The sequence below is a fragment of the Paenilisteria portnoyi genome, from assembly GCF_014322795.1.
Taxonomy (GTDB): Bacteria; Bacillota; Bacilli; order Lactobacillales; family Listeriaceae; genus Listeria_A; species Listeria_A portnoyi.
The window spans coordinates 26,721-51,180 of sequence record NZ_JAASTT010000008.1; the positions used below are offsets into that span (position 1 = coordinate 26,721).

Genomic DNA, 24,460 nt, shown 5'->3' on the forward strand with positions numbered 1-24,460 from the left:
TAAGCACTAGACGTTTCCGCAACTTTTCAGTATACTAAAAACAAGACTAAAAAAAGAATTATAGGAGTGAACCAACTTGTTCTACACTTTTGCGAGAAATTTCGTCCAGGTGATCCTCACGATAATCGGCGGACGTTTCAAGGTACAGAATAAAGACAAGATTCCAGAAGCGCCATTCGTTGTCGTTTCGACACACACATCATGGATGGAAATTCTCTACCTTGGATTTGCCATCAAACCACTTCAAATTCACTATATGGCAAAACAAGAACTATTCAAAACGAAGACACTGAACTGGTTAATGCGCCATCTCAACGCTTTCCCAGTAAATCGTGAAAATCCTGGCCCAAGCGCGATCAAGCTACCCATTCGCCTATTAAAAGACGGCAAAGTAGTTGGTATCTTCCCAAGCGGTACTAGAAAATCGGCGGGTCTCCATCTAAAACGCGGCGCTGTAACCGTAGCACTAAAAGGGAAAGTTCCTATTTTGCCCGCCGTGTATGACGGACCAAAAACAGTCGGCGAACTTTTCAAACGAAAAAAAGTCATCATCCGATTTGGTGATCCAATTCCATTCAATGACAAAGACATCGATCAAAAAGAACTACTAGAAATTAAGTCCGAAGAAGTTTTGCAGACATTTGAACGTTTACAAGCAGAGATAGACGCAACAAAAAAGAAATAACAAAAAAGCCTTGATTTCCTCTTAATTGTTAGAGGAGTCAAGGCTTTATTTCTGTCTTAACCAGTAATATCATTGACGATATTAGAACCAGCTAGACCGATATTTTTTAACGCTCCTGAAAGTTTATCAGAGGCTTTTTGCATCGCTTCATCTGCTTTTTCAGCTGCTTTTGTATCACCTGGGTTTGCTTTTATAGCTGCCGCTTTTTCCGCAAATGCATCACTTAAGCTTTGAATCGATGTTTTAAATTCATCTGTGCGTTCCCCAAGATTAGGAACTTTCACATTCGCCAATGCCTCAGAAACATTTTCCGCTGATGTACTAGCCTTCGCTGCCAACGCGTCTAACGCCTCACCCTTAGATGGCACGTCACTCGTAATATCCGCTATATAAGCGTCGTAATCGGCATCTTTCTCATTTACCTTATCAACCACACCTGTATAAAAATTCATTGCTTTCGTGTGCAATTTTTGTTTCGCTGAGTCCACTTTAGTGCCTGCTTTCTCTTTGGCCTCATCCACTTTAGACGACACCTTATCCTTTGCCGCATCCTTCTTCTCGTCGCTCACATTACCGCAAGCTGCTAAACTAAATACCATTGTTGCTGCTAACGTCCCTACTATCCACTTTTTCAATATAAACCCTCCTTTTGATATTGCAAGTTAACTACCTGATGATGTGTCCTCCTTCATTATAACTGGATTCTCGCTAAGTCACAAATATAAACAAAAACGTTGCAGAAATAGTTCCACAACGCTTTTTGACATTACATTAAGCTGCAGTATCATTCATAATGTTAGACGGAGCTAATCCCGCTTCTTCCAATGCTTTCCCTAGCTCATCAGAAGCTTTTTGCATAGCCTCATCTGCTGATTTTGTATCAATTGGAGACGCTTTTAAACCATTAGCCTCTGCTTTGTAAGCTTCACTTAAATCTGTTACAGCATTTTTAAATAGCGGTGTCGTATTCCCTAAGTTCGGCACCTTTACATCCGCCAAAACCTGTGATACTTTGTCTGCTGAAGCGCTAGCTGCCGTTGCCAAAGTTGTTAATTCAGCACCAGTTGGAGGTGTATCACTACCAATCGCCGCTTGATATGCGTCATAATCCGCATCATTATCATTAATTTTTGCAACTAAATCCATATAAAAACTCATAGAATCTGCGCTAACGTCCTCTTTTTTCTGTTCTTGTTCCGCCTTGTTATCGCCGTTCCCACAAGCCGCTAAGCCAAAAACAAGTGCAAGGGAAAATAAAGCTACTAACCATTTCTTCAAATGAAAAACCTCCTCTTTTATACATGTTGCTCTTTTCACGCAACCTTACTCATTATATCGATGTTCCTGTCATAATTCAATCGTTTTCATGGGAAATATTCTCCCAAATTGTAACATCATGTTTCTTCCGTTTGTTCCAGCTTCCCAGCGACATTTTTATATTGAAAATACATCGCAATTCGCCAAGGAACAATCATTGCAAACGCTAAAATCCAAAACATTCCCGATAACTCGCCGACATCGACTGAGCCACTAATCCAATATTTAATACCAAGTCGAATTAATAGCAAACTCAGCAAGATAACAGGGAATGATTTCGTCCGCTTAATAAAAACATACTTGTGCTTAATTTCAAATCGCGTCGTCCAAATTAAAATGAGCGAGAAAACTAATCCCATCAATACCGCCTCTAAAATTCCAGCTGGCGAAACTCGGAAATATGGAATCACAAACATAAGCGCTCCCGTACTCATCATAATTGGCGGAATAATAATTTTTTTCACAGTCGCCGGCTCTTTCGACGCCTTCATTCGAATCAAGATAACCCCGACACCAAAAACAAGCGTGATGATAATTGATACTATAAATGACACGTTTTTTTCCTCCTAATCGGCACTATTTACTTGCCTCATTATAAACTTTTTTAGAAGAAAAACAACCTTTATGCCCTTATGAACCCAGCTCCTCTAAATCCATGCCACTGTTTTGCAGCTGATACATCGAATGATACACGCCACCATGCGCAAGCAACTCTTCATGCGTCCCACGTTCAATAATACTACCCTTTCGAAGCACTAAAATAAGATCCGCATCTTTTATCGTCGAAAGCCTATGCGCAATCGCAATCGTCGTTCTACCTTGCCTCATATTTCGCAAGCCCGTCTGGATCAAACTCTCCGTCTCCGTATCAATATTCGCCGTCGCCTCATCCAAAACAAGAATTTGCGGATTCGTCACGACCGTCCTAGCAAATGAAATCAACTGCCGCTGCCCACTTGAAAACGAAGCACCACGTTCAATTACCTGATGATCATACGTATCCGCCAACGTATTAATAAATCGATCCGCCTGAACAAATTGCGCCGCCTCTAGAATTTCCCGATCCGTAATCAACTTATTATGCAGCCGAATGTTATCCTTAATCGTGCCATAAAACATAAAGCTATCCTGTAAAACAAGCCCCGTCTTCGCACGCAATTCCTCCATCGGGTACCGCTTAATCGACTTCCCATCAATCAAAATTTCACCGTGCTCAAACTCATAAAAACGCATCATTAAATTGATAATCGAACTTTTCCCACTACCAGTATGACCGACAAGCGCAACCGTTTGCCCCGATTCAGCAGTAAAACTAATATCCTTCAAAACGTCCTTTTTCCCATCATACGAAAACGTGACATTCTTAAACTCAATCTTCGCTTTTCCGATAGCTAAACCATCTTCGGCATCTTGTTCCGGCGCCAAATCCGTGCCATCCATAATTCGGAACACACGCGAAGCCGCCGTAATCGCCTCTTGATACATCGCCAAACGCTCCATAATGTTATAAATCGCCTCTAAAAACCGGTCAAAATAGGTGATAAAAGCATAAATTGTCCCAATCGCGACCGGCCCAGAAAACGACTGAATCCCGAAAAAACTAAGAATCAACACGACCGCTAGCGAATAAATCAAATCAATCGCCGGACCAAGAAGTAATGCGTTAAATTTTATATTTTTCATACCAACATCATAATAGTCTTTGTTAATCTCTTCAAATTCACCGATTAAACGCTTCTCCTGATTAAACTGCTGCACAATCGACATACCCGAAATAGACTCCGCAATCTTCGCATTTAATTGACTCAATTTTTCCCGACGCGCTCTGTAAAACTGCGAGCTATACTTCCGGTACACAATAATAATCAACATCGTCAGCGGAAAAACGAGCAAGCTATACGCCGCCAACTTGGCATCCATGATAAACATCGCCGTATAAATCCCGATCAGCATAAATACGCTTTGAATCGCCGTTCCTAACACATTAATAAACATATCTTTAATCGCTTCCGTATCATTCGTTACACGCGAAACCAAGCTTCCCGCAGGCGTCTGATCAAAATAACGCATCCCCATATTTTGCAACTTACTAAAGATGTCCACCCGAATCCGCTGCACAATCCGCAAAGCAATTTTTTGAAATAAAACTAGCTGAAAATACCAAACTACAGATCGACCGAGCGACAAACCCATGTACCCCGATGCCAACAAAAGAATCGGTCCAGCCACGAAATGAAGCGGCGTCAAGTAATCATCCAAAAATATTTTAATCAAGATTGGCAAAAATACATCCGCCACCGTAACCAGCATAACTAGAAAAATTGTTAAAACAAGCGCAGGGACATGATACTTCGTGTAGCTAAATAAGCGTTTCAAAACCGCGCGATGTTCTTTCCCACTCATCGTCAACATTTCCTCATTATTCGGCTCCATTCGTATCACCCCCGCCCTCAATAAGTTCCTCTAATTGCTGATTTCGGAACATTTCTGCGTACCAACCGCCTGAAGCCACTAGCTCTGCATGCGTACCACGCTCCACAATTCTACCCTTATCAATCACAATAATAATATTCGCATGCTCCACTGAGCTAAGCCGATGCGCACTAATAATCGTCGTTTTATCCGCACGATTTGCTTTAAGATTTTGCAAAATGAGCTCTTCCGTCTTCGCATCCACAGCCGAAAGCGCATCATCCAAAATAAGCAACTCTGGATTCATAATCAGCGCCCTTGCAATTGCTAACCGCTGCTTCTGACCTCCAGAAAGCGATACACCACGCTCACCCACGACGGTATCATATCCATCCGTGAACTCCGTAATATCCTCATGCACCGAGACCATCTCCGCAATACGCTCCACGTCGGCCTGCGACAATTTTGGATTGCCAAAACGAATATTTTCCCGAACCGTCGTCGAAAACAAGAACTGATCCTGCGGCACATAACCAATCGCACGACGCAATCCCCGTACCGTATAACGCTGAATCGCCTCCCCGTCAAATTTAATCGAGCCCTTGTAATCATCATATTCCCGCATCAACAATTTCAAAAGCGTCGTCTTTCCAGAACCCGTTCGGCCAACAATACCAAGCGTTCCACCCGATTTCAACTGAAAAACGATATCTTGCAAAACCGGCGCCGACTCATCAGGATACGTAAATGCCTCTAACCCAAAATCAATATCCCCACGCGGCAACTCATCGATCGCACTGAAATCATCCTTCACATCCTCAGGCTCACTTAGCAACGTATTCAATCGATCATACGACGCATTCCCGCGCTGAATCACATTAAACAAAAATCCAAACGCCAACATCGGCCAAATCAACAAGAACAAATAGTTCGTAAACGCGATTACCTGACCAATCGTAAGCGTCCCTTCCATCACAAATTTCGCACCAAAACCGAGCGATAGAACAAACGAAACACTAACAATAATCGAAATCATCGGATCAAACATCGCATCCAATTTCGCGACCTTCACATTAACACCAACAACTTCCTCCGTTTGCTGCCTAAAATCTGCAATATCCTCCTGCTCCTGCCCAAATGTTTTCGTAACCTTAATCCCAGACAAACTCTCCTGCGTTTTATCATTCAACTTCGAAAACTCCGCTTGTGCACTATGAAAACGATCATGTAATTTCCGGCCAAGTACTGAACTTCCCCACACCATAAACGGCATCGGCAAAAGCGCAATCAACGTCAAGCGCCAATCAATCGTAATCGCCATTGTTGCAATAACCGTGCTCCCCGTCAAAATCGAATCACACAACGTCAAAACACCGAAGCCCGCCACCTGCTGAATAGCCGAAATATCATTCGTCGCATGCGCCATCAAATCCCCTGTCCGATAACGCTGAAAAAAGAACGGCGACATTTTCGATAAATGCTCAAATAATCGTAAGCGCAATTGACGCTGCAACTTATTATCCGATCCAAAAATCATCATCCGCCAAAAATAACGCCCCACATACGCGACAACCGCAGCTCCGAGCAAAACACCCATCCACATGTATAAATGATTCTTTGTAAGCGTATCCTTACTAATCGCATCCACCGTCACACCAAGTATTTTCGGAGGCACCAGTTGGAGTAACGTTATCATAAAAAGCAATGAAACCCCGATAATATATGATTTCCGCTGCTCTTTAAAAAACCATCCCAACTCCTTATAAATCTTCATTCCCAACCTCTTTTCCCTCAAAAGCCATTTTATTCCTTGTTTTGGACATAAAAAAATAACGGACATATCTTGCTCTGCCCATTACTGTTTGGAAATATATATCGAATTTACGCCATAAAAGTACACATACCAGCGCTCAAATAAGCCTGTACCTCTTCCTCGATATAACGGACGCCGAATTTAGGCTATCTCCTACAATAATGGTTAAATTATCAAATCCAATTATCTTTTTCATTGTCCTTACCTCCTCTCAAGTTTGTTTACAGGAACTAGTGTAACCGATTTCTTTAAAAGATTCAAGTATATTTATAATTTTTTTATTTAACAGACAAAGAACCCCTTATTCAGGATTCTCTGTCAAATACGTGTAGGCATACTGAGCGTAAAGCTCTGCGCCATAAACCAACGCATCCTCATCCACATTAAATCGGCCATGATGGTGCGCCCATTCCGTGTCCTTTTCCGGATTTCCAGCTCCAACAAGCGCAAAACAACCGGGAGCCTCTTGCAAATAATAACTAAAATCTTCCCCCGCCGTCGTTGGTCGATCAGAATAAAGCACGTCCTCACCAAAACTGCTCACAACAACATCCTGCGCTAACTTGGCGCTCCTTTCCTCATTTATCACCGCATGCGTCCCATAACGATAATCCACTTCCGCCGTCGCCCCGTACGTAGCTGCAACCTGTGTCGCATAACGCCTAATCGCCACTTCCATTTTTTCACGAACCCGTGGATGAAACGACCGAACCGTTCCCTCCAAAACCGCATTTTCCGCGATTACATTGTAGCGCGTTCCAGCCTCCATGCGCCCTATCGTAAAAACAGCCGGCTCAAGCGGATCGGTTTCCCGTGACACAATCGCTTGTACACCCATCACAAAAGCCGCAGCAACAACTGTCGCATCAATACAAGCATCAGGCATCGCCCCATGTCCCCCGCGTCCCGTAAATCTAATTTTAACCACATCCGCAGACGCAAAAACAGGCCCAGCATTACAAGAAATAGCATGTGTCGGCATTTGCGACCAAATATGAATCCCAAATACATTATCCACACCCTGCATCGCACCTTGCTGAATCATCGCCTCTGCACCTTCCGTAATCTCCTCCGCAGGTTGAAAAATAAAGCGCACCGTCCCAGTCAACTCATCCTGAACCGCAACAAGTGCTTCCGCCGCGCAAAGCAACATCGCCGTATGCGCATCGTGCCCACACGCATGCATTTTTCCGATATTTCCCGACTTGTAAGACAACGCCTCACTCAATTCCGTCACAGGCAATGCATCCATATCTGCACGAAGCGCCACCGTTTTTCCGTTCCTATTCCCGACCAGTTCCGCCACGACCCCTGTCGGCTCCATTCGCCGATACGCAATCCCCATCCGCTCAAGCTCCGTTACAACCCGATTTGTCGTCCGAATCTCCTGCCACGACAACTCCGGATTCCTATGTAAATCCCTCCGAAAAGCAATCATATTCGCTTCATTTCTCTTAACCTCAGCCTTTATCTTGTCGCTCATTCCAACGCCTCCAAATCCATTTTAAGCACCATCTCGCCCGCATGAACCTATTCTACCACTCCAACACCGCTTTTACTTGCGACACGCTCATAAAACCCGAAATATTCTGCAAATACAAATTAAAACTAAAAAACACCTCTCAAAATCACGTCTCAAACGTAATCCCAAAAAGTGTTTCAAGTATAGCAACAAATAAGCTGTCTAAAATCAGTACATCAGACTATCAATTCCGTCATTCCATACTCGCTTCTAAACCTTATTTTTTCTTCTTCGTTTTTACTTCTTTTTCTTGCTGTTTACCCATTGCGTTCATCATTTGGTTAATTTTCTTCTGTGATGGTTTCATTCCCATTTGGGCCATCATCATTTGTAACATTTGCTCATTGATTGGCGGGTTTTTCTTCAGATACGTCATCATGTATCTTCTTGCGATGAAAAATCCTAATGCCAAACCAGCAATTAAGCAAAGTATGCCGATAAGTATATACCACAACATATTCTCTTTCTCCTCCTCGAAACAATATATCCCTTTTATTGTACTTGATTTATCAGGTCAAAACAATAGTTTTTCGATATTCTATAGCAATAAAAGTTCACTATCATTAAAAAATCACAACTGCCTCATTATACCATCAACACAGCGCATACACAACATATTATCATAAAAAGAAGTGCAAAACGATTTAGCCAAAAGCTCGCCTCATCTTGCACTCCCAATCTATAATTTACAGAGATTTCACCGTATTAACGACATTCTCCACAGTAAAGCCATAGTTTTTAATAATCGTATCGCCTGGTGCCGAAGCGCCAAACTTATCAATTCCGATTGTCTTACCATCTAATCCAACGTAACGTTCCCAACCAAGCGTTGAGCCCATTTCGATAGATACACGTTTACGAACCGCATTTGGTAGAACACTCTCTTTATACTCCGCCGATTGCTGATCAAACAAATCAAATGATGGGATACTAACAACAGATGCATCAATACCATCTTTGGCAAGTTCTGTTTGTGCTTGTACAGCTAAGTTAACTTCTGATCCAGTTGCTAAAAGAAGTACATCAGCAACGTCTTTCTTCGCTGGAGATAATACGTAAGCTCCCTTAGCTACACCTTCTTCCGCTAATTTAGCAGAGTTCGGTAATGTTGGTAAGTTTTGACGCGTAAGCACAAGAGCCGTTGGACGATTGGTTGAGCGAATCGCGATTTTCCATGCCGCAACAACTTCATTACCATCTGCTGGACGAAGTAATGTCAAACCAGGCATAGCACGAAGAGAAGCAACTTGTTCTACAGGTTCATGCGTCGGGCCGTCTTCTCCTACCGCAATACTGTCATGCGTTAACACATAGTTAACTGGTAAGTGCTGAATCGCAGACAAGCGAATCGCCGCGCGTAGATAATCAGAGAATACGAAGAATGTACCTCCATAAACTTTAAGCCCAGAATGTAGCGCCATACCGTTCAGTGCAGCACCCATGGCAAACTCACGTACACCAAACCAAATATTACGATCAGCCGGTGTCGCTTTCGTAAACTCACCGTCTGTTGCGATATTTGTATTATTGGAGCCAGCTAAATCAGCAGACCCACCAAACAATTGCGGTAACTTAGCCGCTAAGGCATTGATTACCTCACCACTCGATGCACGGCTAGCAAGCGATTTATCCTCACCATATACAGGCAAATCTTTATCCCAGCCCTCTGGAAGCTTCTCATCCAAGCTAAGCTCCAGTTGTGCAGCAAGTTCAGGAAATTTTTCTTTATACGAAGTAAACATCTTATTCCATGCCTCTTCTTCCTCAGCACCACGTTTTGCAATCGTCTCTTTAAAACGATTATACACTTCGCTTGGAACGTAGAAATCTTGCTCGTAATCCCAGCCATATACCGCCTTAGCAGCTTTGACGCCATCCGCCCCCAGTGGAGCACCATGTACCTTGCTCGTTCCTTCATTAGGAGCACCAAAACCAATAACTGTTTTCACTTCAATCATTGTTGGTTGCGACGTGTTTTGTTTCGCTTTCTCGATAGCTGCTAAAATTTCAGTGGTATCATTGCCATCTTTAACAAGCAAATGTTCCCAACCATAAGATTCAAATCGCTGTTTCACGCTCTCAGAAAAAGATTTATCTAAATCGCCATCTAGCGAAATATCATTAGAATCATATAAAAGTACCAAACGGCCCAGTTGCTGATGTCCAGCAAGTGAAGCAGCTTCTGATGCAACACCTTCCATCAAATCGCCATCACCACATAATGCATATGTATAGTGATCCACAACAGGAAATCCGTCTTTGTTGTACATTGCTTCTAAATGTCTTTCTGCCATCGCCATACCAACAGCCATCGCGATACCTTGTCCAAGCGGACCAGTCGTCGCATCGACACCATCCGTATGATGAACCTCTGGATGCCCCGGTGTTTTGCTATCCCATTGACGGAATTGCTTCAAATCCTCTAATCCTAATTTATAACCACTAAGGTGTAGCAGGCTGTAAAGTAACATAGAACCATGTCCTGCAGAAAGAACAAAGCGGTCACGGTTAAACCAATGTGAATTAGCTGGATTTGCTTTCAGTACTTTAGACCATAATGCGTATGCCATTGGAGCTGCCCCCATTGGTAATCCTGGGTGCCCAGAATTGGCTTTCTGAATTGCGTCGATCGATAATGTTCGAATAGTATTAATTGCTAATTGATCCGTTTTATCAAACAAATGAAACATCCTCTCTTGTTTTAGTCACTACTCTCTATAATAATCCTTTCTAGGCTTTTTCACAACTAAAAAATATCTAATTGTTCACAAATGCATTAAAATGATTGATAATGTTCGATTAAATAGAGAGAAATGGAGAAATCTATCGATTCCCCCAGTTTTTTCAAAGTTTATTTCGTTCGTCGCGTTTTCGTTTTATCTTCTCAGGCGTTACATCATCACCGTTTGGATCAATGAACGTCGTATGCTCAATCGTATCACGGACTTGATTTCGAAATGATTTAATATACTCTTCTCGCAGTGCCTCTTGTTCTAATTTCTCATCCACGGTCATTGTACCTGCTTTTTTCTTATGCGACAATTCATTAATTCGATCTATCTTCGCCTTCTCTAACATTATTGACCTCCTCGTATTCTGTTATACTGATAATCCTGCTTCCTCATCTTGAGCTAAATCCGATGTACATTGCGGGCATTTACTGGCCTTCTCTGGTATAGAAGACAAGCAATAAGGACATTCTTTAGTCGCAGGCTTTTTCGGCTCCAATGGTATATATTTGGTTACCACTTTAATAATTAGAAAAACCGAGAAAGCAACAATGAGAAAACTAATGACATTATTGATAAACAAACCATAGTTTATTGTCGGCGCACCCGCCGCTTGAGCAGCTTTTAGCGTATCGTAATGTGTCCCATTTAGGCTGATGAATAGATTCTTAAAATCCACATTGCCTATTAACAGACCCAATGGAGGCATGATAATATCATTTACAAGTGAGTTCACAATACTTGTAAATGCAGCGCCAATGACAATCCCAATCGCCATACCAAGTGCGTTCCCTTTCGAAATAAATGCTTTAAAATCTTTAAACATCGAAAAACCTCTTTTCGTTCATTATCAATGCCTATTCTACATGAAAATAAGAGGTTTTTAAAGCATTGTGTTCTATTTACTCATTTGCTAATTGAATGGATCTATCTACATCTGCATTCCCTTTCTTAACTGGTATCGTAATTGTCTCACCAGCCGTCAACTTACCATTAATTATCTGGTTCTCTTTCTCCACCCACGCCACAAACTCTTGTTTGCTCATTTTATAATTGCCTGCGTACTCATCTGCCAAACTCCAAATAGAGTCTCCACTGGCAATGCTAACCTCATTGTATTCAGAAGTCGCCTGATTCACTGTAACCACCATTAACACTAGACCTAAAACAAAACACGTAATAATAAATATAATTGCAATATAATACCGATCCCAAATAGATTTTAAAGTCATCTTTATCCCTCCAAAAGAATATACGTTCGCTTTTTACCTATTATAGAACATTCGTTCTGTTATGTCAATAAAAAAACGAACAATTGTTTGCATATCCAAAAAATCTTTGATATACTGGGATTAATAAAGAAGTAATGAAAGAGTGAGCGGGGTGAAACAAATGAAATTATCAAAACGACAACAAGATATTTATGACTTTATCAAGTCTGAAGTAAAAGACAAGGGTTATCCGCCATCCGTGCGTGAAATCGGTGAAGCAGTTGGTTTAGCCTCTAGCTCCACAGTACACGGTCACTTAGCACGACTTGAAGGAAAAGGACTCATTCGCCGGGATCCAACAAAACCTAGAGCTATTGAAATCCTATCTTTAGAAGACGATATTGCAACTCCAAACGTTATTAATATTCCTATTATCGGTAAAGTCACGGCAGGTATACCTATTACCGCTGTTGAAAATATCGATGAATACTTCCCCTTGCCTGAGTATATGGCAAATGGTGAAACAGAGATATTCATGTTAGAAATCGATGGCGAGAGTATGATTAACGCAGGTATTCTTAACGGTGATAAAGTAATTGTAAGACAGCAGAATTCCGCTAATAATGGCGAAATCGTTGTGGCAATGACTGATGACAATGAAGCTACTTGCAAAAGGTTCTTCAGAGAATCCAGTCATTTCCGTCTACAACCAGAGAATGATGCTTTAGAGCCAATCCTTTTAAGAAATGTTACCATCCTAGGAAAAGTTATCGGCTTATACCGCGATATTCGCTAAACTCAAAAAAAGTTGGTCACACCATTATTGTGTGACCAACTTTTTTGTACCGTTATTAGTATATTTCCATGTATTGATCGCGTTCCCATTGGTGTACTGCTGTTCTAAACATGTCACATTCAATTGTTTTAGCTTCTACAAAATGTTCCAGAATGTGTTCCCCCAAGCCATCAACAATAATATCATCGTTGGCAAGCTCTTTCAAAGCTAATGCTAGGCTTTCTGGAAGGTCGAAAATACCGTGCGCATGACGCTCTTCTTCATTCATACCATAAATATTACGATCTACAGGTTTTGGCGGGGTAAGCTCGTTCTTGATACCATCTAAACCGGCACGAAGTAGTACAGCCATTGCTAGATATGGATTGGCTGCTGGATCGACACTACGAAGCTCTAGACGCGTACTTAATCCACGAGAACTAGGAACACGAACAAGTGGGCTACGATTTTTACCCGACCAAGCGATATAACATGGTGCCTCGTATCCAGGAACTAGGCGTTTATAAGAATTGACAGTTGGATTAGTTACTGCCGTGTAGCCTTTCGCGTGTTTTAGCATCCCTGCTAAAAAATGATACGCCGTTTGACTTAATTGCTCCTCGCCATCTGCATCAAAGAACGCGTTTCCGTCTTCATTGAACAATGACATGTTGAAATGCATTCCTGATCCATTCACACCGAACAATGGTTTTGGCATGAATGTCGCGTGTAAACCATGCTTACGAGCGATTGTTTTTACGACTAATTTGAATGTTTGGATATTATCACATGCTGTAATCGCATCCTCATATTTGAAATCGATTTCGTGTTGCCCTGGCGCTACTTCGTGATGGCTTGCTTCAATTTCAAAACCCATTTCTTCTAATTCTAATACAATATCACGGCGACAATTTTCACCTAAATCAGTTGGTGCTAAATCAAAATATCCAGCATTATCATTCAATTCAAGCGTTGGTTTCCCTTTCTCATCTAGTTTGAAAAGGAAAAATTCGGGTTCTGGTCCTAAGTTAAAATCTGTAAATCCTAAGTCATGCATTTCGGCTAATACACGTTTTAAGTTAGCACGAGGATCCCCCGCAAAAATTGTTCCATCTGGATTGTAAATATCACAAATCAACCGCGCTACTTTCCCTTTTTCTGCTGTCCAAGGGAATACAACCCATGTAGCAAGGTCTGGGAATAAGTACATGTCAGACTCTTCAATACGTACAAAACCTTCAATAGAGGAGCCATCAAACATCATTTTGTTATCCAATGCTTTGCCTAATTGACTTACCGGAATTTCCACGTTCTTAATGATTCCTAGGATATCCGTGAATTGCAAGCGGATGAATTTCACATTTTGTTCGTCTGCGAAGCGAAAAATGTCTTCTTTAGTATACGATGTCATAATTAAATCCTCCCAATAATTGATATTATATAAACTTTTTAAAAGTAAATACCTTATGTCAAAATCTCGGTAATTGTTGTTTCCCAGAGGCATCTTGTTTCACGAATCGACCAGCTTGTTGCATCTCTTTTCGCAAAATCTTACGTACGTCTTCATCAGTGAGTGGCATTTTCTGCTCATCCTGCTGCATTTGGTACATTTTTTTAATTCCCGCAATATTCAGACCATCATTCAAATAATCTTTAATCTCAAGCAGTACATCGATATCCTGTAGCGAATACAGGCGGTGATTCCCTTGATTTCTGGCTGGATGTATTAAGCCCTGATCCTCATAGTAACGAATTTGTCGTGCGGTTAGATCTGTGAGTTTCATGACAGGACCTATCGGGAAAAGAGGCATCGATCTTCTAATTTCTTTTTCACTCACGACATTTTACCCCTTTCAAAACACTATATTTTTCATATGTTAGTTGCATTATAATGTATGTTATATCATTTGTCAAATTTATGTTAGATAATATAACATGTCCGTTAACCCTTGTATACCAACAGTTAAGACGTAATATAAAAAAACAGCGAAAAATATTTTCACTGTTTTTTGAATTTATTTACATCTCCATGTTATTTGTGATAGCGCTAGGAGTCCCTGCTCTATTAGCCGATTCGTCGCTACTAAAACTGCTAACTTCACATGCTCATATGTAAGGCCTCCCTGTACATACAGTTGATAAGGCTCTCTTATTGGGCCATCTGCCGTTAATTCCAAACTCGCCCCTTGAATAAAAGTTCCTGCTGCCATGATAACGTCATTTTCATAGCCTGGCATATAAGCGCCCTCCGGAACAACATGTGCGTTAATTGGTGAAGTCGCTTGAATCGCCTGTGCAAAAGCTACCATTTTTTCACGATTATAAAAAGAGACACTTTGAATCAAATCTGTCCGTGGCGCATCCCAAGTTGGATCTGTTTCAATCTGAAAGGCACTCAAGATTCCCGCAGTAAAACGAGCACCCTTCACAGCTTGCGAAACAACGTGCGGCGCCAAGAAAAAGCCTTGATACATCTCAAGAAGACTGTATAAAGACGCTCCAGCCTCTGCACCAATTCCTGGAGTTGTCAGACGATAGGCACACAATTCGACTAGCTCCGCCTTGCCCGCAATATAACCACCTGTCTTAGCCAATCCACCACCTGGGTTTTTAATCAAAGAGCCCGCAATTAAATCCGCACCAACTTCAATCGGTTCTAAAACTTCCACAAATTCGCCATAACAATTATCTACAAAAACAACGACATCCGACTTTACCTCACGAACAAACGCAATCATCTCTTTTATTTTTGCAATCGAAAAAGATGGCCTATCCGCATATCCTCGCGAACGCTGAATCCCAATCATTTTGGTTGTCGGCTTTATTTTCGAGCGCACTAGTTCAAAATCAACGGAACCATCCGCTTTTAATGGAACCATGTCATACCCAATCTGATACTCCTTTAACGAACCTTTGCCAGTACCCCGAATACCGACAATCTCTTCTAACGTGTCATACGGTGCGCCTGTTATATATAACAAATCATCCCCAGGACGCAATACACCAAATAAAGCCGTCGAAATCGCGTGTGTTCCTGAAATAATCTGCGGGCGAACAAGTGCCGCCTCTGCTCTAAAAACATCTGCATACACTCGCTCTAGCGTGTCGCGACCATCATCATCATAGCCATATCCAGTCGATGGCGTGAAATGAAAATCACTCACTCTATTTTTCTGAAAAGCCTGCATGACCTTCCACTGATTTTCTTCCGCAATCAACTCTGTTTCGCGTTGTAAAGGGCGCAACTCATCCTCCACAACATGCGCTAACTGACGCAATTCATCTGGTATTTGTTTAAAAAATGATGTCATTTCTACTTATCCTTTCGTGCTTGATAGCCTTTTAATTGATAACTTTCCGTTTCCTCATCAAACATCTCTTCAATAATAACCGTTTCTTGCTTATATTTATGTAACATTCGCCCGTCACTTGCAGGAACATGAACCACATAAGGCTGCCACAATTGCTTAATTTCCCACAACATTTTTTCCATCAAAAAGTATTGTGAAGATTCTTCTAGCGCACTCACTTCAACATAGTTCGGCTGCGTCGGGATGAAATAAGGCAACTGCTGATCCTTCTTATTGTACACCGTCAAAATCGGAATATGTTGCATTTCCAAGTCCTCAAGCAGTGTCAATACCGTTTTTTCATGCTGAACATAATCCGGATTCGAGCAATCAACCACATGCAAAAGCACATCCACATTCGCCGTCTCTTCAAGCGTAGAACGAAAAGCCGCTACAACCGTCGTCGGCAAATCTTGAATAAATCCAACCGTATCCGTCAAAAGCGCCGTGTATCCTTGTGAAAAAGCCAACTTTCGCGTCGTCGGATCCAATGTCGCAAAAAGCTGATCCTCCTCCAACGTTTTCGCATCACTCAATCGGTTAAATAATGTCGATTTACCAGCATTCGTATAGCCAATCAAGCCAAATCTAAAAATAGCCTGATCATTCCGTCTAGCCGTCATCCGTTCGCGATGTTTTACGACAATATCCAGTTGCTTTTTAATATCAACCATCTTTTGCCGGATATGGCGTCGATCCATCTCCAATTTCGTTTCCCCAGGTCCACGCGTTCCAATTCCGCCACCAAGACGCGACAAAGAAACCCCTTGACCACTCAATCTAGGCAACAAATATTGATATTGCGCCAATGCCACCTGCAACTTCCCTTCTCGAGTCTTCGCACGCATCGCAAAAATATCCAGAATCAACTGCGTCCGATCAAGAATTCGCGCATCAACAATCTTGGAGATATTCCGTACTTGCGTCGCACTAAGCTCACTATTGAAAAGCACCACATCGACTTCCATCTCCGCGACAAAAGCTGCAATCTCTTCTATTTTCCCAGAACCAACAAATGTAGCTGGATGCACCCGCTCACGTTTTTGCGTCACTTCTCCAACGACCTCTGCTTGCGCCGTTTTCGCCAAACTACCCAATTCCAGCATTGAATAGTAAAAGTGTTCCTCCGTCTGTTTCGGCAATTCACAGCCGACCAATATCGCTCTTTCCACCATTATCCGCACTCCTATCATTTCCTCCATTCATCGTAGCACAAAAAGCAGCACAAAGAAAGATGGAAACACATATAAAAACCGAATGCTCGCACCAGTAAAAACTGACACAAAACATCCGGCTTATGTTCTTTTAAAAGTCAATTAGCCTATTCATCATCCGATTTCAAGGCTACATTTTTTTGTGGAGAGAATGTTGAAATCGCATGTTTAAATACAAGTTGTTGTTTGCCATCTACATCTAGCAAAACCGTGAAATTATCGAAACTAATAACCCGGCCGCGCAACTGGAACCCATTTGTTAAGAATACCGTCGCCAAAATTTTCTCTTTCCGCAATTGATTTAAATAATGATCCTGTAACCCTTGCCCACCTTGTTTCATATTGAATCGCTCCTATTCTCTATCTTTTTCAGTTATCTCCATTCTATACGAAATGTACAAAAACTACAAATGACACTTCTAAGAAAAGAAGACTGTTTTTTCTATGCTAGTTTCAAATACCCTTTTTAACGGAGATTAAAACACGCGATTAGTTGCTAAAAATTGCGTTATTTCACTGGTTATAGCACCATTGCCACCCGTTTCATTTGTATCAAACCACGAAACATCCATACGATTGCGAAACCATGTCAGTTGCCGCTTAGCAAAACGTCTAGAATTACGTTTAAGTAGCTCCACAGAATCATCCAACGACATTTCGCCATCAAAATATGTAAACAATTCTTTATAGCCAATCCCACGCACCGCTGGAACATCACGTAACCCAGTATCATAGAGCCTCCGCGCCTCTTCCAATAATCCTTGCTCCATCATCATGTCCACACGCAAATTAATCCGTTCATAAAGATCTGCACGATTACGATCTAAGCCAATTAACAATGGATTGAACTCTTTTGATTGCTGTTCTTGATTCTGCAACTCAGAGAATTTCTTACCAGACAAATGATACACTTCTAGCGCCCGAATAATACGTCGCGGATTGTTCGCATGCAATTTGGTCGCACTTTCAGGATCCACCTCGCGCAACATCTCTAAAAGCATCTCGCTCGACATTCCAGATAAGAAATCGCGATAAGCCGCATCACTAGCCACCTCCGAAAAAGTATAGTCAAATAGAACCGACTGTACATAAAGACCTGTTCCACCAACTAGAAACGGCACTTTACCAGCTTGCCAAATTTGACGAATGAGCCGATGTGTCTCCTGTTTAAATTCCGACACATCATAAGGTTCCTCCGGTTCACGAATATCAATCAAATAATGGGGAATCCCAGCCATCTCCTCCTCCGTTACTTTTGCAGTACCGATATCCAATCCGCGATAGACTTGCATCGAATCACCGCTAATAATTTCTCCACCAAATTTCTGCGCCATTTCAATACTAAGCGCCGTCTTCCCAACCGCAGTCGGTCCAACAATGACAATAACGGGAATTTTGCTCAAAAATCCTCCCCCCTCACGTTTCCATTGTACCACCTAACCACTACAACGGTCACTATAAAAAAGCAAACAAAAACACCGACCATCAACGCGACCGGTGCCTCTACCAGAAAAAGAGCGCTCCATCAAGTAAAAATGCAGTTATTTAACTACTTGATTCAACATGTACCCATCGATGAACTTCTCTATAGAAAGAGATTCATATTTCCGGAGTTTTAGCAATTCTTCAAAAAAATCTTTCTCTTCGCAAGTGAAAGTTCGCTTCATGTAATGAATAATAAGAAATTCATTCATCGCTTGATAAAAACTCATATGATTTTTAAGGCCATCTCTAAAATCCGTCTGCATGTCATACCTGTCCTCGCCCATATTCTTTGCATTGGAAGGAACACTAGCTTCATCCATCAAAGCATGCCTAAGGAGAGCGACCGTTTCTTTACGATGCGCTTCTATGTAACCAGGCGTAAACTTTCTCGCTTGATATTCCTCCGAATTCACATAATAAGCGCTAATCCAATAATCAGTAGCCTCTTCTGCATGTTCACCTAAAAAGCGCATAGCTATTGACATATAAATATCCCCCTTTGAATGCCCAAACTACCTTGACCTTTCGTGATAGTAAGGTAACATAGAATAAATCACATCTCTATTCTACTACTTCTAAATCGCTAATCAAATAAAAATAGTCCTTTTAGATTCATTTATAACAAAAAGCCCCCGAAGAATAGTCCGAGAGGCTTAATGAAATACAGTAAATTGAATTTAATGCCAGTCTGCAGGCTCACGTGCATCATCAATCTGTGTTTGCAATTCGGCTACTAGCTGTTCCTTCGTTTGCGCATCCCATTGGAATAAATTGTTCATATCCTCTATGACTTCTTCCTTCCATTCCAACAAGTACGGCATATCAAACAACAAGTAACCAGTACGGCGCAATAAGAAATCGACAGGATGAATCACAGCTTCTTGATAAATCGCATAGTGAAGTTGTGCGTACAAGCTGTTTGGCAATGACGATGTCCCGTTTTCCTTATGTTCCTGAGCATAGGTAAATACATGATCGATATTCGACCCGTAACGTTTCGCTAATTCACGACCTTCTTCAAGCGACCAACCAAAGCGATTATTACCTTCCTTTGCCTTCTTCTCGATGAATGCATCAATATTTTTCGACCCACCAACATCTCCACCTGAAATTGGCAAATGATGCGTTTGGACCGTTTTGAATTTCTTACCTGTTTCTTTTGCGAGAGCTTTAGAAACTTCATCTAGCAGCTTCTCAGCCATTTTGCGGTAACCAGTCAATTTTCCACCAGCCATCGTAATCAGGCCACTTTCAGAGAACCATACCTCGTCTTTACGCGAAATCTCAGACGGATCCTTGCCTTCTTCATAAATAAGCGGACGAACACCAGCCCAGCTCGATTCAATATCATTTTCGCTAATATGAACATCAGGGAACATATAATTAATCGCTTTAATCACGTACTTATGATCCTCTTCATTCGCTTTTGGATTGATCACCATTTCTTCATATACCGTATCTGTCGTTCCTACGTATACTTTCTTTTCACGAGGAATAGCAAAAACCATCCGACCATCTGGCGTATCAAAATAAACAGCCTGCTCCATCGGGAATTTCGTTTTATCGATAACAAGATGGATGCCTTTCGTCAGGCGAAGATGTTTATTATTGACTGCATAATCCATCTTACGCACTTTGTCAACCCATGGCCCTGCTGCATTAATCACACGATGCCCTTTAATGTCGAATACTTTTCCAGTAATACGATCACGTGCCACAACACCAACCACATGTTTTTTTGCGTCATATAGAAAATTCTCCGCCTTCGTATAATTGATGACTTTCGCGCCCAGCTCCACAGCTTTTTTCATTACCTCAATAGTTAAACGAGCATCATCTGTACGGTATTCCACATAGTAACCCGAACCCTTCAACCCTTCCTTCTTCACAAATGGGTTCTTAGCCAATGTTTCTTTTGCTGATAAAATTTTGCGTCGTTCGTCCTTTTTTACTCCCGCCAAATAATCATACAAGCGAATGCCAAACGAAGCGCTCAATTTACCCATGTTTCCACCTTTATGAAACGGTAACATCATCCATTCAGGCGTCGTCACATGCGGACCATTTTCATACACAATCGCACGTTCTTTCCCTAGATCAGCTACCTCTTTAATTTCAAATTGTTGCAAATAACGCAAGCCACCGTGAACCAGTTTAGTTGAACGGCTAGAAGTTCCCGCTGCAAAATCTTGCATTTCAATTAACGCCACACTCATCCCACGCGAAACGGCATCAAGCGCAATCCCTGCACCTGTAATCCCACCGCCTACAATAACTAAATCGAATTCTTCCTCCGCCATCTTCGTTTGAATCGTTTCTCTGTCAAAAGCTGAAAATAATTGTACCATCATTTTTCCCCCTCTAGGACTTGTTTACAGTCTATCCATCATCATCTGTTTTCCACGTTTTGTCGAGTTTGAAACCGCTACACAAAAAAAGAGAGACTACAAAACAAGCGATTGCGCTCGCCATTTGTAGTCTCTCCGTATCTCAGACAATAATTAATATTAACTTACCTCTAATTATAGTACAGCTGTTCCCTAAAAGTAAAGCTATTTGTTTCGCTTTCTTCGTATCTCTACAGCCTTTTCTGGAAAATCCGTCATAAACCCTCGAACATTTTCATCAAAAAGCGTCTCCATCTGACTTACTTTGTTAGCCGTCCAGCAACGCGTTGCCACATTTCCAAGCATATCATGATTCCGAATCGTATACGGCGGATTAATACTATCCAGTTGTAAACTTGCTACCTGCGCTACCGCTTCTTCCACATCCAACTTCGTAATCGCCGAGAGTTTAATCGTATCATCCAGCGCCCTCAATCGCGCTAATGTATCTAAATTAAAAGAACAAAATAAAAAAGCAAGTCGTCCAGCTCTCCTATTGCAAAGCTCCAGTACTTTCTCCTCTATTCCAGGATAATCATACGCATCCGTTTTTAATTCAATATTTAGAATCAATGGATACCTTCCTAATACAACGAGAACTTCCTCCAATGTAGGAATCTTTGTTTTTTTAAACAACGCCCGAAAACGTTTCTTATATCCTTGGTGCGCATCCAACTTTTGGAGCTCCTTCAACGTAAAATCCTTTACTAATCCCGAGCCATTTGTCGTCCGATTTACCGTTTCATCATGAATCACGACAGGAACGCCATCTTTTGTTAATTGTACATCTAATTCAATGCCATCAGCCCCAGCCTTCACCGCTGCAAAAAAGGCTGGTATCGTATTTTCAGGATGCAATCCCTTACTCCCACGATGAGCAAATATTTCCGTCAAATTCCTCACCTCAATCATGTGACATATTGTTCTTTTTATTATACATAAATAAGACAATTGTCTCAAATTTAATAAATTCCTGTTTTTTTGTTACCTATCGAATTACAGCACTAGAAACATGTGTTATGATAGGTCAGTAGAGAATAACCGAAGTCAGCAAAACCGAATTAATAACAAACTTTTGTTCCTACTACTCATATTAGCAATTAAAATTAGGAAACTTTCTTTCCTTATGATTTGCAGTTAGGAGAGATTACATGGAGAGATCCGCTCGATATAAAAGAAAATATGTACCTAGTATCGATGGGCTTCGAGCACTGGCAGTTATAGCTGTCATCGCCTATCACCTCAGTTTTGGATGGGCTTCCGGTGGTTTCTTGGGAGTTGACATCTTTTTTGTTTTATCGGGCTACTTAATCACCAATATTTTACTATCCGAATGGGAAAAGAATGAAAGCCTTGATTTGAAGAAATTTTGGATTGGTCGTTTCAGACGACTTATTCCTGCCGTATACTTAATGATTGTTGTCGTTGTCGTATTTGCCGTGATTTTCAACCGTCCGCTTCTGGCGACATTACGAGGAGACGCCACAGCTTCGTTTCTTTACATGAGCAATTGGTGGTTCATTTTCCATAACGTATCCTACTTTGATTCTTTTGGAACGGCATCCCCTATCAAAAATTTGTGGTCTTTAGCTATTGAAGAGCAGTTCTACATTATCTGGCCACTGTTTTTATACGGCGCCTTAAAGTTCATCAAGAAACCAGCCATTATTTTGCGCATTATTGTGATTGCAGCGATGCTTTCCGCTATTTTAATGGCTATCTTGTACTCACCAGATGGCGATCCAAGTCGTGTTTATTACGGCACAGACACACGCGCATTTGGTTTGTTACTCGGCGGAGCATTGGCTTTTGTTTGGCCATTTACACGCTTGTCGCCTCACATTCCAAAGCCTGCAAAATTTGCTGTCAATCTGGCTGGAACAATCAGCGTTTCCATCTTCTTGATTTGCATCGTAACAGTAAACGAGTATGATTCCTTTTTATACCGAGGAGGCATGTTTTTAATTGCCATTAACGCGATTATCATGATTGCTACTATCGCGCACCCAGCCTCATATCTCAGCAAATTATTTAGTTTTAAACCACTACGCTGGATTGGGATGCGATCCTACGGTATTTATTTGTGGCACTATCCCATTATCACCTTGACAACACCAATCACCGAAGTCGGGACGCCCAATTTAGTACGAGCTACCCTTCAAGTTGTAGCAACACTTCTTATCGCGGAACTTTCCTATCGCTTTGTAGAAACCCCGATTCGAAAGAAAGGTTTCATCGCGTACATCAAGTCGTTCCATTTCAAAGGTTTACTGCATTGGCGCGGCTATCCAATCGGAAAATGGGCTTTTATCAGTAGCCTCGTTCTCATTCTTGGATTCTTCGCACTCGGCATGAGTAATCTAATTCCAGTGAAAACAAACGCAGAAGGCACACAGAAAACACATGTAAAAATTGTCGCAGATGCGAAAGCACCACAAAAAGAAGCACCTAAATCTGATACACCAACCAAGTCGACACCAGCACCTAAAAAGAATGCTGCGAAAACACCGGTCACCCCTGACAAAATTAGCTACACACAAACAGTAGCGATTGGCGATTCACTCATGATTGACATTCAGCCAGTACTCGAGAAGTCCGTTCCAAATATTACAATTGACGGACTGGTAGGTCGCCAAATGGCTGATGCTATCAACACCGCTACACAATATAATAAATATAACACCAAAGGGAGTGCCGTAATTCTCGAACTCGGTACAAATGGTCCTTTTGCCCTCAAAAAAATGGAGCAACTTGTTCAAATGTTCGATCAAGCTAGTATTTATCTTGTGAATACACGCGTCCCTCGTCAATGGGAATCCGAAGTAAATGAATCTATAGACAAAATTGACGCAGAGTATGATAATGTCACACGCGTGGATTGGTACAGCTTAGCCGTTGATCATCCAGAATACTTTGGTCGTGATGGCGTTCATTTAACGAAAAAAGGTGTATCCGCTTATGTTGGTTTATTGACAAATAAAATGGTCCATTAAAAAATCCATCGAATTCAGCTCACACTGAATTCGATGGATTTTTGCTATTTCGTAAATGTGGCGATTACACGCTTTTACAGATTATTCTCCAAAAACGTGTGGCCATTCTTGTTTTTTGTCCAAGAAATTTTTAGCTAATTCCTTTGCACCCTCTAAGCTATGACTAGCAGCCCAGCCACATTGTACTTCATTACAAGCCGGAACTTCTGCAGCATTTAATACATCAATCAATGTTTTTTCAAGAATAGAGAGCACGTCATCATAGTCGTCATGATTGATAACGGATAAATAAAAACCAGTTTGACATCCCATTGGACTAATATCTACAATTTTATCGAAATGATTACGCGACAATTCTGCCATCAGATGTTCCAATGAATGAAGCGCAGGCATTTCCATATGCTCTTTATTAGGTTGCATAAAACGAATATCGTACTTATAAATCTCGTCTCCGTGCTCCCCCACTTTTTGGCCAGCAAGCCTTACATATGGTGCCTTTACCAGCGTATGATCTAAGTTAAAACTCTCTACGTTCATTTTTTCAGACATTCCAATCCATCCCCTCTA

The 24,460-nt window shown here is 41.5% G+C and carries 24 protein-coding genes; 3 read left to right on the forward strand and 21 right to left on the reverse strand.

The genetic code is table 11. The features are described 5' to 3' along the window. Window positions 1-76 precede the first annotated feature (76 nt). A complete protein-coding gene (locus HCJ66_RS07040) occupies window positions 77-685 on the forward strand; it encodes a lysophospholipid acyltransferase family protein (RefSeq protein ID WP_187132485.1) in 609 nt (202 codons plus the stop codon). Between the two features lie 56 nt (window positions 686-741). On the opposite strand, the gene HCJ66_RS07045 is transcribed toward HCJ66_RS07040, so the two are convergent. The 11 genes from HCJ66_RS07045 to yneA form a co-directional block, all read right to left on the reverse strand. Continuing rightward, a complete protein-coding gene (locus HCJ66_RS07045; RefSeq protein ID WP_187132486.1) occupies window positions 742-1,320 on the reverse strand; it encodes a hypothetical protein in 579 nt (192 codons plus the stop codon). 136 nt (window positions 1,321-1,456) lie between these two features. Next, on the reverse strand, window positions 1,457-1,963 hold the full coding sequence (locus tag HCJ66_RS07050) for a hypothetical protein (protein WP_187132487.1): 507 nt from the start codon (window positions 1,961-1,963) through the stop codon (window positions 1,457-1,459). 116 nt (window positions 1,964-2,079) lie between these two features. Continuing rightward, entirely contained in the window at window positions 2,080-2,556 is a 477-nt protein-coding gene (locus HCJ66_RS07055; protein ID WP_181676640.1) for a CcdC protein domain-containing protein, read from the reverse strand. Between the two features lie 76 nt (window positions 2,557-2,632). Next, entirely contained in the window at window positions 2,633-4,435 is a 1,803-nt protein-coding gene (locus tag HCJ66_RS07060; RefSeq protein ID WP_187132488.1) for an ABC transporter ATP-binding protein, read from the reverse strand. Next, on the reverse strand, window positions 4,422-6,188 hold the full coding sequence (locus HCJ66_RS07065; RefSeq protein WP_187132489.1) for an ABC transporter ATP-binding protein: 1,767 nt from the start codon (window positions 6,186-6,188) through the stop codon (window positions 4,422-4,424). The genes HCJ66_RS07060 and HCJ66_RS07065 overlap by 14 nt, the downstream gene beginning before the upstream one ends. 340 nt (window positions 6,189-6,528) lie before the next feature. Next, a complete protein-coding gene (locus HCJ66_RS07070) occupies window positions 6,529-7,710 on the reverse strand; it encodes an amidohydrolase (RefSeq protein ID WP_187132490.1) in 1,182 nt (393 codons plus the stop codon). A 256-nt stretch (window positions 7,711-7,966) separates the two neighbouring features. Continuing rightward, the gene (locus tag HCJ66_RS07075) at window positions 7,967-8,203 is read right to left on the reverse strand and encodes a YneF family protein (RefSeq protein ID WP_181676767.1); all 237 of its coding nucleotides are present in this window, start codon (window positions 8,201-8,203) and stop codon (window positions 7,967-7,969) included. Window positions 8,204-8,435: 232 nt separating this feature from the next. Beyond that, entirely contained in the window at window positions 8,436-10,430 is a 1,995-nt protein-coding gene (gene tkt / locus HCJ66_RS07080) for a transketolase (RefSeq protein ID WP_187132491.1), read from the reverse strand. 163 nt (window positions 10,431-10,593) lie between these two features. Next, a complete protein-coding gene (locus tag HCJ66_RS07085) occupies window positions 10,594-10,827 on the reverse strand; it encodes a DUF896 domain-containing protein (protein WP_181676645.1) in 234 nt (77 codons plus the stop codon). Between the two features lie 21 nt (window positions 10,828-10,848). Further along, window positions 10,849-11,304 carry a large conductance mechanosensitive channel protein MscL gene (gene mscL, locus HCJ66_RS07090; RefSeq protein ID WP_187132492.1) on the reverse strand — a complete coding sequence of 152 codons (456 nt, stop codon included), beginning with the start codon at window positions 11,302-11,304 and terminating at the stop codon, window positions 10,849-10,851. Between the two features lie 76 nt (window positions 11,305-11,380). Then, a complete protein-coding gene (yneA, locus tag HCJ66_RS07095) occupies window positions 11,381-11,710 on the reverse strand; it encodes a cell division suppressor protein YneA (RefSeq protein ID WP_187132493.1) in 330 nt (109 codons plus the stop codon). Window positions 11,711-11,870: 160 nt separating this feature from the next. On the opposite strand from yneA, the gene lexA reads away from it, so the two are divergent. After that, a complete protein-coding gene (lexA, locus tag HCJ66_RS07100; RefSeq protein WP_181676768.1) occupies window positions 11,871-12,485 on the forward strand; it encodes a transcriptional repressor LexA in 615 nt (204 codons plus the stop codon). A 55-nt stretch (window positions 12,486-12,540) separates the two neighbouring features. Here the strand turns inward: lexA and glnA are convergent, their stop codons facing one another. The 9 genes from glnA to HCJ66_RS07145 form a co-directional block, all read right to left on the reverse strand. Beyond that, window positions 12,541-13,875: a type I glutamate--ammonia ligase gene (gene glnA / locus HCJ66_RS07105; protein ID WP_187132494.1), complete on the reverse strand. Its 1,335-nt coding sequence runs from the start codon at window positions 13,873-13,875 to the stop codon at window positions 12,541-12,543. Window positions 13,876-13,933: 58 nt separating this feature from the next. Next, a complete protein-coding gene (locus tag HCJ66_RS07110; RefSeq protein ID WP_187132495.1) occupies window positions 13,934-14,302 on the reverse strand; it encodes a MerR family transcriptional regulator in 369 nt (122 codons plus the stop codon). A 177-nt stretch (window positions 14,303-14,479) separates the two neighbouring features. Beyond that, window positions 14,480-15,775 carry a methionine gamma-lyase family protein gene (locus HCJ66_RS07115; protein ID WP_187132496.1) on the reverse strand — a complete coding sequence of 432 codons (1,296 nt, stop codon included), beginning with the start codon at window positions 15,773-15,775 and terminating at the stop codon, window positions 14,480-14,482. A gap of 2 nt (window positions 15,776-15,777) precedes the next feature. After that, a complete protein-coding gene (gene hflX / locus HCJ66_RS07120) occupies window positions 15,778-16,989 on the reverse strand; it encodes a GTPase HflX (protein ID WP_246438599.1) in 1,212 nt (403 codons plus the stop codon). A 146-nt stretch (window positions 16,990-17,135) separates the two neighbouring features. Continuing rightward, the gene (gene hfq / locus HCJ66_RS07125; RefSeq protein ID WP_036064844.1) at window positions 17,136-17,369 is read right to left on the reverse strand and encodes an RNA chaperone Hfq; all 234 of its coding nucleotides are present in this window, start codon (window positions 17,367-17,369) and stop codon (window positions 17,136-17,138) included. 135 nt (window positions 17,370-17,504) lie between these two features. Beyond that, the gene (miaA, locus tag HCJ66_RS07130; RefSeq protein WP_187132497.1) at window positions 17,505-18,431 is read right to left on the reverse strand and encodes a tRNA (adenosine(37)-N6)-dimethylallyltransferase MiaA; all 927 of its coding nucleotides are present in this window, start codon (window positions 18,429-18,431) and stop codon (window positions 17,505-17,507) included. Window positions 18,432-18,569: 138 nt separating this feature from the next. Beyond that, window positions 18,570-18,998, reverse strand: a complete 429-nt coding sequence (locus tag HCJ66_RS07135; RefSeq protein ID WP_187132498.1) for a hypothetical protein — start codon at window positions 18,996-18,998, stop codon at window positions 18,570-18,572. A gap of 192 nt (window positions 18,999-19,190) precedes the next feature. Continuing rightward, window positions 19,191-20,861 carry a glycerol-3-phosphate dehydrogenase/oxidase gene (locus tag HCJ66_RS07140; protein WP_187132568.1) on the reverse strand — a complete coding sequence of 557 codons (1,671 nt, stop codon included), beginning with the start codon at window positions 20,859-20,861 and terminating at the stop codon, window positions 19,191-19,193. Between the two features lie 204 nt (window positions 20,862-21,065). After that, window positions 21,066-21,794, reverse strand: a complete 729-nt coding sequence (locus tag HCJ66_RS07145; protein WP_187132499.1) for a glycerophosphodiester phosphodiesterase — start codon at window positions 21,792-21,794, stop codon at window positions 21,066-21,068. A gap of 257 nt (window positions 21,795-22,051) precedes the next feature. On the opposite strand from HCJ66_RS07145, the gene HCJ66_RS07150 reads away from it, so the two are divergent. Next, window positions 22,052-23,893 carry an acyltransferase family protein gene (locus HCJ66_RS07150; protein ID WP_187132500.1) on the forward strand — a complete coding sequence of 614 codons (1,842 nt, stop codon included), beginning with the start codon at window positions 22,052-22,054 and terminating at the stop codon, window positions 23,891-23,893. An 81-nt stretch (window positions 23,894-23,974) separates the two neighbouring features. Here HCJ66_RS07150 and HCJ66_RS07155 read toward each other — a convergent pair whose 3' ends face one another. After that, the gene (locus HCJ66_RS07155) at window positions 23,975-24,442 is read right to left on the reverse strand and encodes an S-ribosylhomocysteine lyase (RefSeq protein WP_187132501.1); all 468 of its coding nucleotides are present in this window, start codon (window positions 24,440-24,442) and stop codon (window positions 23,975-23,977) included. Window positions 24,443-24,460 lie beyond the last annotated feature (18 nt).

Bases quoted from the DNA above. Each gene is read 5' to 3' on its own strand.
- yneA (WP_187132493.1), bottom strand. From the start codon at position 11,710: ATGACTTTAAAATCTATTTGGGATCGGTATTATATTGCAATTATATTT.
- HCJ66_RS07155 (WP_187132501.1), bottom strand. From the start codon at position 24,442: ATGTCTGAAAAAATGAACGTAGAGAGTTTTAACTTAGATCATACGCTG.
- HCJ66_RS07070 (WP_187132490.1), bottom strand. From the start codon at position 7,710: ATGAGCGACAAGATAAAGGCTGAGGTTAAGAGAAATGAAGCGAATATG.
- HCJ66_RS07115 (WP_187132496.1), bottom strand. From the start codon at position 15,775: ATGACATCATTTTTTAAACAAATACCAGATGAATTGCGTCAGTTAGCG.
- glnA (WP_187132494.1), bottom strand. From the start codon at position 13,875: ATGACATCGTATACTAAAGAAGACATTTTTCGCTTCGCAGACGAACAA.
- HCJ66_RS07060 (WP_187132488.1), bottom strand. From the start codon at position 4,435: ATGGAGCCGAATAATGAGGAAATGTTGACGATGAGTGGGAAAGAACAT.
- hfq (WP_036064844.1), bottom strand. From the start codon at position 17,369: ATGAAACAAGGTGGGCAAGGGTTACAGGATCATTATTTAAATCAATTG.
- lexA (WP_181676768.1), top strand. From the start codon at position 11,871: ATGAAATTATCAAAACGACAACAAGATATTTATGACTTTATCAAGTCT.
- HCJ66_RS07135 (WP_187132498.1), bottom strand. From the start codon at position 18,998: ATGTCAATAGCTATGCGCTTTTTAGGTGAACATGCAGAAGAGGCTACT.
- HCJ66_RS07085 (WP_181676645.1), bottom strand. From the start codon at position 10,827: ATGTTAGAGAAGGCGAAGATAGATCGAATTAATGAATTGTCGCATAAG.
- HCJ66_RS07065 (WP_187132489.1), bottom strand. From the start codon at position 6,188: ATGAAGATTTATAAGGAGTTGGGATGGTTTTTTAAAGAGCAGCGGAAA.
- hflX (WP_246438599.1), bottom strand. From the start codon at position 16,989: ATGGTGGAAAGAGCGATATTGGTCGGCTGTGAATTGCCGAAACAGACG.
- HCJ66_RS07150 (WP_187132500.1), top strand. From the start codon at position 22,052: ATGGAGAGATCCGCTCGATATAAAAGAAAATATGTACCTAGTATCGAT.
- mscL (WP_187132492.1), bottom strand. From the start codon at position 11,304: ATGTTTAAAGATTTTAAAGCATTTATTTCGAAAGGGAACGCACTTGGT.
- HCJ66_RS07140 (WP_187132568.1), bottom strand. From the start codon at position 20,861: ATGGTACAATTATTTTCAGCTTTTGACAGAGAAACGATTCAAACGAAG.